The sequence below is a fragment of the Candidatus Methylolitoribacter marinus genome, from assembly GCF_051853155.1.
Lineage (GTDB): Bacteria > Pseudomonadota > Gammaproteobacteria > Burkholderiales > Methylophilaceae > BACL14.
Map to the genome: position 1 here is coordinate 52,554 of NZ_CP124221.1, position 13,190 is coordinate 65,743.

General features: G+C 37.7%; 9 protein-coding genes. 4 read left to right on the forward strand and 5 right to left on the reverse strand.

Annotated features, from left to right (window positions below):
* Positions 1–40: 40 nt before the first annotated feature.
* The 5 genes from QFA95_RS00255 to QFA95_RS00275 form a co-directional block, all read right to left on the reverse strand.
* On the reverse strand, positions 41–2,236 hold the full coding sequence (locus QFA95_RS00255; RefSeq protein ID WP_486462846.1) for a lipopolysaccharide kinase InaA family protein: 2,196 nt from the start codon (positions 2,234–2,236) through the stop codon (positions 41–43).
* On the reverse strand, positions 2,233–4,143 hold the full coding sequence (locus QFA95_RS00260) for an LTA synthase family protein (RefSeq protein WP_486462847.1): 1,911 nt from the start codon (positions 4,141–4,143) through the stop codon (positions 2,233–2,235). Before QFA95_RS00260 ends, QFA95_RS00255 begins: the two co-directional genes overlap by 4 nt.
* Positions 4,144–4,268: 125 nt before the next feature.
* On the reverse strand, positions 4,269–5,672 hold the full coding sequence (locus QFA95_RS00265) for an ammonium transporter (RefSeq protein WP_486462848.1): 1,404 nt from the start codon (positions 5,670–5,672) through the stop codon (positions 4,269–4,271).
* A 10-nt stretch (positions 5,673–5,682) separates the two neighbouring features.
* Positions 5,683–6,021: a P-II family nitrogen regulator gene (gene glnK, locus QFA95_RS00270; RefSeq protein ID WP_486462849.1), complete on the reverse strand. Its 339-nt coding sequence runs from the start codon at positions 6,019–6,021 to the stop codon at positions 5,683–5,685.
* A 35-nt stretch (positions 6,022–6,056) separates the two neighbouring features.
* Positions 6,057–6,866: a TorF family putative porin gene (locus QFA95_RS00275; RefSeq protein WP_486462850.1), complete on the reverse strand. Its 810-nt coding sequence runs from the start codon at positions 6,864–6,866 to the stop codon at positions 6,057–6,059.
* Positions 6,867–7,079: 213 nt separating this feature from the next.
* Between QFA95_RS00275 and QFA95_RS00280 the strand changes: the two genes are divergently transcribed.
* Genes QFA95_RS00280 through QFA95_RS00295 form a run of 4 tightly spaced genes read left to right on the forward strand, consistent with a single transcriptional unit; the run spans position 7,080 to position 13,189 of the window.
* Positions 7,080–7,313 (forward strand): accessory factor UbiK family protein, encoded by a 234-nt coding sequence (locus tag QFA95_RS00280; protein WP_486462851.1) that lies wholly within the window; start codon positions 7,080–7,082, stop codon positions 7,311–7,313.
* A 38-nt stretch (positions 7,314–7,351) separates the two neighbouring features.
* On the forward strand, positions 7,352–11,101 hold the full coding sequence (gene metH / locus QFA95_RS00285) for a methionine synthase (protein ID WP_486462852.1): 3,750 nt from the start codon (positions 7,352–7,354) through the stop codon (positions 11,099–11,101).
* Between the two features lie 5 nt (positions 11,102–11,106).
* On the forward strand, positions 11,107–12,462 hold the full coding sequence (gene mpl, locus QFA95_RS00290) for a UDP-N-acetylmuramate:L-alanyl-gamma-D-glutamyl-meso-diaminopimelate ligase (RefSeq protein ID WP_486462853.1): 1,356 nt from the start codon (positions 11,107–11,109) through the stop codon (positions 12,460–12,462).
* Positions 12,449–13,189 (forward strand): energy transducer TonB family protein, encoded by a 741-nt coding sequence (locus tag QFA95_RS00295; RefSeq protein ID WP_486462854.1) that lies wholly within the window; start codon positions 12,449–12,451, stop codon positions 13,187–13,189. The genes mpl and QFA95_RS00295 overlap by 14 nt, the downstream gene beginning before the upstream one ends.
* The last annotated feature ends 1 nt before the right edge of the window (position 13,190 follow it).

A 13,190-nucleotide genomic window follows, 5' to 3' on the forward strand; every position in this document is an offset into this window, starting at 1 on the left:
AAATAAACATTCGATAACGCTGAAAAAAACCTAATGATTTTCATGAGAGTTTTTTTTGGATTTTCTTTCTAAATCTTTTGATTTCAACAAAAACATCATAATTTATAAGGGATAACTTATCTAATAGTGATAAAGATTTGTTATTAAGTTGGAAATAATATTTAAGGAAAATATTTCTTGTTTCCCAATCGAATTTGTTAAGCAGCCTGACTATGTCTTTCATTCGTTGTCTCTTGCGTGATTGGAAACTGAGATTGCTGAAGTAATTCTTCACCCTTCCAGTATCAATTAATTCAAAATCAAAGTGGTTATCATTAATTTTAATAAAAATATTACCTGCAGAAAGGTCATTAAAAAATAAACCACGGCCATGCATATCATTTATAAACTGGGCACAGTGCTCAAAAATATGTCTTTTACTTAAACCTTTAAATGTATTTTCAGATCGGAAATGGAGAGCTAGTTCGTTAAAGTTATAGGCATTACTGTATGAACAAATATAATAATTTTCAAGACCTGTCTTATCATTCTTTTTGCTGAATACGGCAATTGGAGATGCAGTATTAATCCCTTTGGCAAGCAAGGCATTTGCGCCATTCCATGCTCTTATGGATTTATTAGGACGATGTCGATCAAGGTAAAGTTTATGCGGGTAAATATGTGCCGGCTTTTTAATCACGACCTTGCCAAAATTTGGAATATCAAGACTCCAAACAGCATTTCTAGATAACCTGAGACTATCTTTTTTGTCAGGACTGGATAGTTTTGACGGATGACAAGCTTTGAAAAATGAATGCAGTGCATTTTTATTTTTTGCTTTAATCAACCCCTCCCATTCGGCATCATGTAGAAAAAAATAATGTTGTGGATCATGATTAATAAAGTAATTATTAGAGATTTTGGGGGCCTGAATTAAATTGGGTTGATGAGATTTATTCCAATAAATAAAGATAGGGTTCTCAGTTATAGCATTTGGTATTTCAATCTCATTGCCGAGATGATCTTTATATTGTCCATTCCCTAAATCATTTAAATGATAGTGAAGTTGAATATCTTGTATAAGACTATTTTGTGTCCATAAGATATGAATGATCTGATTACTTTTTTCGAACTCTAAAATATGGATATTTGTATCATGTGAGTAATCTTTAATAAATTTAGCGCCAGGAATAGTTGCGTTAAAAAAACGGAGCGCATAGTACATTTTTTTAATATTAAAATCAGAAATCTTACCCCGCGCCTCTTTATAGAATGTGACCTGCTCGAGATTAGGATAGTTGGGCTCTTTGATGCTATTCGAAATCAATCCCTCACGTCCACAGATGAGAGGCCCCCAGAATACTTTTGCAAAGTCACCTTTAGCTGCCAACAGCGCAAAGTAGCGAGTAACATACTTTGACCTTTGAAGATTTGGTTGCTCTATTAATCTGCGTACTCTTTTTTTGCTCCAAAAAGCACAAGGCGATATCAGAGATTTAATATTAAAGTGGTTTGCAATAAGTTTATAAAGAGCTGATTTTTTATAAATATCAAATTTAAAGAGCATTGGATATTTTCTCAAAAAGATGCGACGGTCGTATGGCTCTGGCTGAATCGTTCTTTCCATAAACAAATTATTTGATATCTCATCTGGAAGCTGATGTTTTGATTGTAAATATCTATATATCCCAAAATTAATAAAGGGCTCAAAGTCCGTAACATTTGGACCTATGATAGAGCGTTTATGAATTCGGCACATGGAGTAAGTGGAAGCCCAGATCATAAAGAAGCTTTTAAAGGACAGTTTTGTCCATGATGGCCTATTGATCGTGGATCCAATTTCAACGGCAAAAGGAATTTCTTTAAAATCATTAAAGAATTTATTGATAAAATTTTTCCAAGCCATCATTCCATGCTCAGAAGAAATATCTCCAGCATCTTTTGGCGGTGGACTAAGATTGACAATAATTGAGCCATTAAAATGTTTTAATTTTTTTAGTAATCTTGCTTTATGGTTGTTTAAATCTTCATATGTGAAATATATCCGCAGATTTTTTAATCCAAGATCCTGAATCTTATCTAAAATATATTCGTCAGTGTCTTCATTTTTATTACTGGCGATATTTACTCCAATAAAGTTTTCAGGAACAACGTGCGGTACATCTGCTCTTTCAATATGCCTCAGGTCTGATCGTGCATAAAATAGAAGAAATTGTGTGAAGTATTTTAAATTTATGTATAAATGACTTAATTTCATTGAGGAGGCAATCTATAAAGTTTTTGACTATATAAAATGCTTGGCAGCAGGGCATGCGCTAGTTGTTTATCGTAATTAATATTGTTTTGATCATTTGGGATAATTCTATTATTTATAAAGTCATATTTCCCATAAAAAATTTCTTGATTAGGCTGTAAAACAAAGAGTTCATCAGGCTCCATCCAGGCAAAGTTATCATAGTATTGCATGATCGCTCGGCCTCTGTAGTTATGATCTATAGTACTCATGTCCTGTCCAATCATGGGATGTCTGGCATGGATACCCGCTAATGAGAGCATGGTAACAGGCAAATCAATTTGGCTAGTGATTGAGTTAATTACTGTTGGATCAATACCACCCCCAATGATCAAGCCTGGTATATGAAAATTTTTAATCGGAATTAAAAAATCGCCTCGGACCCGGATATCATGATCCGCAACTATTAAGAAAATAGTGTTCTCCCAATAATCACTCTGCTTTGCTTTTTGTATAAATTCACCGAGGGCATAATCTGCATATTTCACAGCATTTTTTTCTGTCGCTTGTGGTTGTTCGTAAAGATCAATGACACCCTCTGGAAATTCAAATGGGGCGTGATTAGATGAGGTAAAGACAAGGCTAAAGAAGGGTTGATTTTGATTATGGCGCTCTAAGAATTCTTCATGTGCTTTTTGATATAGATCCTGATCTGAGGCTCCCCAGCTACCTTTAAACATTGGGTTAGCAAAATCCTTTTGTTCAATTATTTTTTTAAAACCATTCCCAGTAAAAAAATTACGCATATTATCAAAATGAGCTTCTCCGCCGTAAATAAAACTTGTTTCATAATTTTTCTCATTTAATAAAGAGGCAAGCGTAAAAAATTTAGATTGTGACAAGGGCAGCTTCACCGTGCTTTGTGCGGGAGTTGGGGGAAAACCAGAGACAACCGCTTCGATTCCGCGAACAGATCGTGTTCCTGTGGCATACAACTGGGAGAACCAAATACCTTCATTTTTGAGTTTTTCTAAATTAGGAGTCACTGGTACTCCACCAAGAGATTCTACAAAAGTGGCCCCCAAACTTTCTTGCAGGAGGATGACAATATTTTTTGGTTTGCCTTGATAGCTTGGCGTCAGTATTTTTTGGGTTGGATATTCAGCCGGGCCATGTTGGGAGGTCAGTGAATAAATTTTCTCGATACCCATCTTCCCATATACTTTGGATGCTGATGCTTCATGCTTCATACTGTAAGCTGCATAAAATACAGAGTAAGGAGAATTGAGAACAAGAGAATTCACCATGGCATTATCTGTGATGGCAAACATTGCTGGGTTGGCTGGACGGTGGCCAAGGCTAGATCTAATACTGATCAATATCAAGACTATGACGACTGGCCAAATCACAAGATGCATCAATTTATATTCAATCTCATTTTGCCTACGAAAAGCAACAATGATCAACTTTGAGACAAGCAACACAGATCCGATGACTAGAATTGCATCTAGGGTAAATCCCTTGAATAACATTTCAAAGACTTCTCTAGGGTATTTTAAATACTCAAGAAATAAGACATTAGGTCTTGTATTGTATTCATTGATGAATGTGATTGAGCAAGCTTCGATGATAAATAAAATGATAAAACTTAGAATGATCCAAAATCTTAAGAAGGAATGATAAATATGTTTTGTATGACCATTAATAAAACTCAGTGGGAAAATCAATAAAGGGATTAAAAATACTAAGCCCAGTTGAATCAGGTCAACACGAACCCCTTGCAATATTACATCTAAAAATTTGTCGGTTGCAGTAACGGCATCCAACTGCGTGAAAATTAACCCCAGCCGAGAAAGACTAAAAAAAATTAAACCAAAAAGATAAGCCTTTAGAAATGGATAGTAAGGATTACGTGATAGGTCAGGAAACATACATTAATTATTTTTATTACTTATGCGAATTATACTGAAAGATTAAGTCTTATGAATAAAAAAAGGGTGCATTTACATGCACCCTTTTAGGATCACTAAGATATCTTGAAGAGAGGAGAGGTATCTTAGTTGCGGTAAGCTGTCTCACCATGTGATGATGTATCTAGACCAGACACTTCATCTTCTTCAGACACTCGAAGACCGATCACTGCATCAACGATTTTGAATAGAATGAAGCTGATCACACCACACCAAACAATGGTGAATAAGACGGATTTAGTTTGTGACCATAGTTGTGTAGCCATCGTCACGCCGTCATCATAACCAACACCACCAAACTGTGGAGCCATTAAGACTGCTAAACCAATCGCTCCGATGATTCCTGCGACACCATGGATACCAAAGACATCCAATGAGTCATCATAACCGAGAGCATTTTTAAGTGAACTACAAGCCCAGAAAGCCACAATACTTGCAATAAATCCAAGAACGATTGCGCCGATTGGACCAACGACTGCACAAGCAGGAGTAATTGCAACCAGTCCAGCAATTGCACCAGAGGCGCCACCTAGCATGGATGGTTTACCTTTAGCAGCCCATTCGATGGCTAACCAACCGAGAACCGCAGCAGCAGTCGCAGCCTGTGTGTTAATCATCACTAAACCAGCAGTTCCGTCAGCAGCTAATTCACTACCTACGTTGAAACCGAACCAACCAGCCCATAGTAATGATGCGCCGATCATAGTCATAGGTAAGTTGTGAGGTGCCATGGCTGTTTTACCAAGACCAATACGCTTGCCGAGAATGATTGCACCCACTAAAGCAGCTATACCAGCATTAATATGCACCACGGTACCACCGGCAAAGTCAACTGCGCCCCATGAGTCGATGAGACCACCACCCCAGACCATGTGGCAGATTGGGAGGTACACAAATGTTAACCACAGTGGCATAAATAATAGTAGTGCTGAGAATTTAATACGTTCAGCAAAAGCACCAACAATCAGTGCAGGTGTTAGTGCTGCGAATGTTAATTGGAAGGTCACAAACACATATTCAGGAATCGTATCTGAGACCGAATCGGCTGTGATGCCACTTAAGAATGCTGCACTTAAGCCACCAATATAATCATTCCAGGCTCCACCGTCGCTGAATGCTAAGCTGTAACCATAGAACACCCATAAAACTGACATGAGCGAGAATGTGACAAACACTTGCATCAACACAGATAACATATTCTTAGCTCTTACTAAACCGCCGTAGAATAATGCTAAGCCAGGAATTGCCATCACGATAACAAGGATGGTTGCCACGATCATCCAGGCTGTATCCCCGGTATCAATCGTCGCTTCTTCTGCGGCCTCTTCCGAAGTCATTGCTTCATCTCCTGCTGGCATCTCTTCCATTTCTGCCACCAGATATGAATTGTCGCTGAATACATTCGTCTCAGCGATGCTGATATTAGTAAAGCCCATTAAAAAAAGACTGATGAGACTTACTAATCCTAATTTGGATAATAATTTTTTCATACTGATCTCCTTATAACGCATCTTCGCCGGATTCACCGGTTCGGATACGGATAACTTTTTCTAAATCAGATACAAAAATCTTACCGTCACCAATTTTTCCAGTGACCGCAGATTTTTCAATTGCATCGATTACCTTTTTTTCGAGCTTGTCAGAAATAGCGACCTCGAGTTTTACCTTTGGTAAAAAGTCGATGACGTACTCCGCACCTCGATAGAGTTCAGTGTGACCTTTTTGTCGTCCAAAGCCCTTTACCTCTGTCACGGTGACACCTTGTACACCGATATCGGACAGGGCTTCTCTGACTTCATCAAGCTTGAACGGCTTGATAATCGCAGTGATTAATTTCATTGTTATTCCCCTTAAATAATGTTACTAAAGAAATATTAAAATTCTTTAGCTACGTAAAATATGTTTCTTGTTTCACCAAGATATTTACCATCAACCGTACCCCATGTGGATTTGGATTGATTGGTAGATGTCAAGTTATAGCCAACATTAAAGCCCTTTACTTCTTTGTCTATACCAAAAAGAAAGTCTGAGTAGCTGTATGGATCGTTAGCAGTTCCTTCGAATTCTTGGCGACCATAATGTAAAGAGGCAGTTAAACCATCAATTCCTAAGTATTGGCCCACGTCATGATCGTAGTCGACAGATACATACGATGAACCTTTAGCACTGTCACCAACCCCCATGTTTTTACCCCAAGTCCAAGCAGATTCTGTCATTACTTCATAGTAGGTAACGCTTAAATCTTTGTAACTTAATCCAGCATACAATTCGAGCGTGTTGGCATGGCCAAAACCTGCCTGACGTCTCATATCACCTGGGTAAAGATACTGCAAGAATCCAACGTCATAGCCAATGCCAGTTTCACCAAATTCACCAGCGTATCCACCATAGATATCAACTTCTAACGTACCACCAGATTCCATCTGACTAGAAGCTCCGCCATCTGTAGTCCAACTAACGTTTGATGCCCAAGCACCTAAGTAGAAGCCGCTTGAATGTTCATAATCGATTCCACCTGATAAGGCAGGATCATTGTGTGTTTGCGTGTAGCCACGGAAGACGTACTCACTGTGAAGAGCCATATTGTAAGATACGCTATGGTCTGAAGCAGCTTCTTCCTCCGCAAAAACACTCATCGCTGGCAATGTTAAAGCAGCTGCCAACGCAAGTTTTAAAGTTTTCATAAAATACTCTCCTATAGATTTTATAAATTTATAAAATGTTTAAGTGATCCGAAAAAAACATAAACACATGAAATATATAATGCAATTTCCGTGCCAATTTAAATTTAAAGCATGAATTAATTTATTATTGGGGAATAACAATGTTAATTTTCTGCCTTATGTAAATCGGAAAACTCTGTTAGAATCAACGATTTACAACGACATCTTATACCTATGAAAGATAACTTTCAAAATATTTCTGACAAAATTCGTGAGTTACTAAAAAATTCACCAATAGAGGACATTGAAAACAATATAAATGCACTAATAAAGAACAAGTGCACTGAATTGGGGCTTGTTTCCCGTGAAGAATTTGATGTCCAAACCGAAGTACTCCGCAAAACTCGTGAAAAGTTAGAAACTTTGGAAAAAGCTTTGGCTGAGTATGAAACTAAACAGTCGAAGTAATCTCATATAGAAAACCATTACTAATATCTTAATCTCCCATGGACTCATATATAAATACAGAAGAATTTTTAAAGGCTGAATTACAAAAACGTATTCTTTTTATGGATGGTGCCATGGGTACGATGATCCAACAGCACCAATTTAATGAGGCAGATTATCGGGGCGAGCGATTTAAATCTTTTGCCGCTCCAGAAGGTGAACGTGAATTATTCTTAAAAGGGAATAATGAGCTCCTTAGTATTACCCAGCCCGCCGTCATTCAAAAAATCCATGAAGATTACCTCGCTGCGGGTGCAGAGATCATTGAAACTAATACCTTTGGGGCGAATAGCGTGGCTCAAGAAGACTACTTTATGGCGAGCCTTGTGAAAGAGATGAATATTGAGTCAGTTAAATTAGCAAAGGCGGCAGCAGAGAAATATTCAACCAAAGATAAACCAAGATTTGTGGCTGGTGCGATCGGGCCAACTCCAAAAACAGCATCCATTTCACCAGATGTGAATGATCCAGGGGCAAGAAATATTACCTTTGACCAGTTATTTGACTCATACGCTGAACAAGCTGAGACCCTCATATCTGCCGGGGCGGACATCATTTTAATTGAAACAGTATTTGATACTCTCAATTGCAAAGCAGCGATTGCTGCAGTGCAATCTACCTTTGATCAATTAGGAAAAACTCTCCCAATCATGATTTCTGGGACGGTGACTGATGCCTCAGGTCGTATTTTATCAGGCCAGACGGTTACAGCATTTTGGAACTCGATACGTCATGCGAAACCTTTAACCATTGGATTAAACTGTGCCCTTGGAGCGGCACTCATGAGACCTTATGCTGAAGAGTTATCTAACATCGCAGATACTTATGTGTGTATTTATCCAAACGCAGGATTACCAAATCCAATGTCGGACACTGGATTTGACGAAAAGCCGGAAGATACATCCGCCTTATTAAAAGAATTTGCTGAGAGTGGTTTTGTGAATGTGGCGGGCGGGTGTTGTGGAACGACACCGGAACATATTGCTGCGATTACTCAATCCCTCAAAGATATTCAGCCAAGAACATTACCAACGATTGCAAAAAAAATGCGCCTATCAGGTCTCGAGCCGATGATTGTTGGGGATGATGATTTATTTGTGAACGTTGGTGAACGAACCAATGTGACCGGGTCACGAGTATTTGCAAAGTTAATCATTGATGAAAATTATGAGGAAGCGGTTAGCGTTGCGAGACAACAAGTTGAAAATGGGGCCCAGATCATCGATATTAATATGGATGAGGGCATGTTAGATGCCGAGAAGGCAATGACGACATTCCTTAATTTAATTGCCTCTGAGCCTGATATTTCTAGGGTACCGATCATGGTTGATTCTTCCAAGTGGTCAGTGATTGAAGCTGGATTAAAATGCATCCAAGGTAAACCGATAGTCAATTCAATCTCATTAAAAGAAGGTGAAGAGAGCTTCATTCATCAAGCCAAATTATGTATGCAATATGGTGCAGCGGTGATTGTTATGGCATTTGATGAAGATGGACAGGCGGATACCTATGAAAGAAAAATTGAAATTTGTCAGCGTGCTTACACCATCTTAAAAGACACGGTGGGTTTCCCGGTGGAAGATATTATTTTTGATCCAAATATTTTTGCTATTGCCACGGGTATTGCGGAGCACAACAATTATGCGGTGGACTTTATCAATGCGACCAAATGGATCAAAGATAATCTCCCACATGCAAAAATTTCTGGCGGGGTATCCAATGTCAGTTTCAGTTTCAGAGGGAACGAAGCTGCTAGAGAGGCCATACACACCGTATTTTTAAATCATGCCATTAAAAATGGCATGACTATGGGTATCGTGAATGCTGGCATGATAGGTGTCATTGACGATCTGACAGAAGAATTGAAAGAGGTGGTTGAAGATGTGGTCTTAAATCGTCGTGAGGATGCTACCGATCGAATGATTGACATTGCCGGCTCTTTACAAGGAAAGAAAAAAGAAAAAGACACTAATGAGTGGCGAGGCTCTGATGAGCAGCCGGTGTCTGTTGAGAAAAAAATCGAGTATGCCTTAATTCACGGCATCACCAATTATATTGAGGAAGACACAGAAGTAGCAAGATTACAGATTATGGAAAGTGGTGGTCGTCCTATCAATGTGATTGAAGGGCCTTTAATGGATGGAATGAATGTGGTGGGTGATTTATTCGCTGAAGGGAAAATGTTTTTACCTCAGGTGGTTAAATCCGCCAGAGTGATGAAACAGGCGGTGGCGCATCTGATCCCATTTATTGAGAAGGAAAAGGAAGAAGAGGAAGCCAGGACAGGAAAAAAATCGAAGCCAAAGGGCAAAATGCTGATAGCAACAGTTAAAGGCGATGTCCATGACATTGGAAAAAATATTGTGTCTGTAGTGCTCCAATGTAATAACTTTGAAGTGGTGAATATGGGTGTCATGGTTCCCTGTGCTGAAATTCTCAATAAGGCGAAAGAGGAAAATGTCGACATCATTGGGCTGTCAGGATTAATCACTCCTTCCCTAGAGGAAATGGCCCATGTTGCCAGTGAAATGCAAAGAGACCCGTATTTTAGATCAGTAAAAATGCCACTGTTAATTGGGGGGGCAACCACATCAAGAGCCCACACAGCCGTCAAGATTTCACCTAACTATGAGGGACCGGTTGTGCATGTGGCTGACGCATCTCGATCCGTTTCTGTGATGCAGTCTTTATTATCACCAGACACTAAGGTGGACTATATTGAGAAATTAAAAGCTGATTATGAAAAAGTCCGACAACTTCATGGGCAAAAAAAAGGGGTCAAATACATTAGTTTAAAATCCGCTAGAGAAAATAAATTATCTTTAAATTTCAATCCAATTAAACCAAAGTTTATCGGCAGAAGAGTTTTTAAAAACATCAATTTAAATGAATTGGTTGATTTTGTTGACTGGACCCCATTCTTTAAGACATGGGATTTGGCTGGAAGGTACCCGCAGATTTTACAGGATGAGGTGGTTGGTGACACCGCAAGTCAATTATTTGATGATGCTCAAACGATGCTAAAGAAAATTATCAATGATAGAAAATTAAAAGCGCATGCGGTAGTGGGCTTTTGTAAAGCTTATGCGATAGATGATGATATTGCCATATTGGATGAGCAAGATAACTTACAATTTACTTTTCACACGCTAAGACAGCAATCGGAAAAACCAATTATTATTGGTAAACCTAAGCCAAACTTATCATTAAGTGATTTCATTGCCCCGCGAGAGTCCCATATTGATGACTATATTGGTATGTTTGCTGTGACGGCTGGGGATGGGGGTGATTTTTATCTGAACCAATATGAAAAAAATAAAGATGATTACAGCGGCATCATGTTTAAAGCATTGATGGACCGGTTGGCTGAAGCTTGTGCAGAATATATGCATTTAAGAGTCAGGCAAGATCTCTGGGGTTATGCGCAAAAAGAAAAATTATCCAATGAAGAGATCATTCAAGAAAAATATCATGGCATAAGACCGGCACCAGGATATCCTGCCTGCCCTGAGCATTCTGTCAAAGAGGAAATATTTAAGTTTCTAAAAACAGATGAGATAGGCATGTCTTTGACTGAAAATTATGCCATGATTCCAGCTTCTTCTGTCTCAGGATTTTATTTTGCCCATCCAGATTCCACCTATTTCAGTGTGGATAAGATTGACGAAGACCAATTAAATGACTTTGCCAATCGATCTTCAATGGATGTGGATAATGCTCGACGGTTGCTATCTTCTAATATAAAGTAATCTTTATGCATATTCATGTGATTGGGATCTGCGGTACATTTATGGCAGGCATGGCTTCTCTTGCAAAGGATCTAGGCCACAAGGTGACTGGGTGCGATCAAAATGTTTATCCGCCGATGTCAACTTTTCTAGAATCAAAAGATATTCAGATTATCCAGGGGTTTGATGCCCACCAAGTAAATCTAAAACCTGATCTATTCATTGTGGGTAATGTTGTCTCTAGAGGCAATCCTTTGATGGAAGAAGTTCTCAATCAAAATTTTAAGTATCAATCTGGACCGCAGTGGTTATATGAGAACCTCTTGCAGGATAAGTGGGTTATTGCGGTTGCAGGGACTCATGGAAAGACTACCACAACATCCATGATCAACTGGATCTTAAGAGATAATGATATCGATTGTGGTTATCTGATCGGAGGCGTTCCAGGTAATTTTTTATCAAGTAGCTCTTTATCACAATCTGATTCACCATTTTTTGTCATCGAGGCTGATGAATATGACACAGCATTTTTTGACAAACGCTCAAAATTTATTCATTACCACCCAAAAACATTGGTGATAAATAATATTGAATTTGACCATGCAGATATATTTGACGACATTACCCACATTAAAAGACATTTTCATCAGTTGATTCGAACAATTCCTCAACAAGGAAAAATCATAATTAATCAACAAGATGAGAATATAAAAGACACAGTGGCTATGGGAATATGGTCTGAGGTGGAAGAGTTTAATTCTTCACAGTCATGGTATGTTGATTCAATTAATGAAGAGAAATTATTATTTTATAAAAATAAAAAAATAGGAAATCTTAATTGGAATTTGATAGGTGAGCATAATGAGATAAACGCAATGGCAGCGATTTTAGCAGCAAGACATATAGGGATCTCAGAAGAAAATGCGTTACGCTCATTATCATCATTTAAAAATACTAAACGACGTTTAGAGATAATTTACAACAAAAATAATCTCACCATCTATGATGATTTTGCACATCATCCAACGGCCATACATTTTATAGCGAATACATTTAAGAAGAATTTCCCGGATGATAAAACCCTATTTGTGATCGACCCCAGATCAAATACTATGAAAAGAGGGGATTTGAAAGCAGAATTAAAAAACAATCTAATAGATCTTTCTGCATTTATACTTTTTTCAAAAGATTTACTATGGGACCCAGCCAGATTTCTTAAAGACTTAAACTCAAAAATCCTCATCTCCGATGATATTTCTATTATTTTTGAGAAATTAAAAAATATAATTTTTGATTATGACAATGTTGTTTTTTTAAGTAATGGAAGCTTTGAAGGCATTCAAAGAAAAATAACGAATTATTTAGAAAATGAAAATTCTTAAATCAAATTATTTTACGATCTTTTTCATTATTTCAGTGCTATTGCATGGCACCCTCTTTTATTTTTTCAATATAAAATCAAACGAGGTGATTAATGATAAAGAATTGATCGTAAATATTTTAAAGATACCTAATCAAGTAACAGATATAGAAATGATTGATCTTAAAAAAGAAGAAAAACCAGAAGTTATAAAAAAGATAAAACAAGATCAAAAAAAATTTCAACAACAAATAATTCAAGAAACCAAAGAACCCACTAATAATTTAACCCAAGAAAGCACACCAGATAAGATAGTTGAACAAGAAAAACCAAAAATAATTAATCTTGACCCATCCTTTATTCAGTCTCAATTGTCTAATATTGTGGATAAGAGAAAGATTGATAAAAGAACAAAAGTGATATCTAGCAAAACTAAAGAGCGAGATTATCAATCTTATTATCAGGTGTGGAAAAATAAAGTAGAAAAAATAGGGGCTTTAAATTATCCTGCAGCGGCGCGAAATGGAATAAGTGAGTCATTGGTGATGACAGTGATTCTGAATGACCAGGGAGAGGTTTTAGATATAAAGATTAATAAGTCTTCAGGGGTGCCACAGTTAGATGATGCTGCTAAAAAAATTGTGAATCTTGGGTCACCCTACTCGCCATTTCCTCCATCAATTAAAGAACAGGTGGATACTTTACAGATTAGACGGATATGGAGATTTACAAACAACTTAATGGAGTGAT

What these genes read in the sequence shown, in the direction of transcription:
- QFA95_RS00255 (WP_486462846.1), bottom strand. Translation starts at nt 2,236, where the DNA reads ATGAAATTAAGTCATTTATACATAAATTTAAAATACTTCACACAATTT.
- QFA95_RS00260 (WP_486462847.1), bottom strand. Translation starts at nt 4,143, where the DNA reads ATGTTTCCTGACCTATCACGTAATCCTTACTATCCATTTCTAAAGGCT.
- QFA95_RS00265 (WP_486462848.1), bottom strand. Translation starts at nt 5,672, where the DNA reads ATGAAAAAATTATTATCCAAATTAGGATTAGTAAGTCTCATCAGTCTT.
- glnK (WP_486462849.1), bottom strand. Translation starts at nt 6,021, where the DNA reads ATGAAATTAATCACTGCGATTATCAAGCCGTTCAAGCTTGATGAAGTC.
- QFA95_RS00275 (WP_486462850.1), bottom strand. Translation starts at nt 6,866, where the DNA reads ATGAAAACTTTAAAACTTGCGTTGGCAGCTGCTTTAACATTGCCAGCG.
- QFA95_RS00280 (WP_486462851.1), top strand. Translation starts at nt 7,080, where the DNA reads ATGAAAGATAACTTTCAAAATATTTCTGACAAAATTCGTGAGTTACTA.
- metH (WP_486462852.1), top strand. Translation starts at nt 7,352, where the DNA reads ATGGACTCATATATAAATACAGAAGAATTTTTAAAGGCTGAATTACAA.
- mpl (WP_486462853.1), top strand. Translation starts at nt 11,107, where the DNA reads ATGCATATTCATGTGATTGGGATCTGCGGTACATTTATGGCAGGCATG.
- QFA95_RS00295 (WP_486462854.1), top strand. Translation starts at nt 12,449, where the DNA reads ATGAAAATTCTTAAATCAAATTATTTTACGATCTTTTTCATTATTTCA.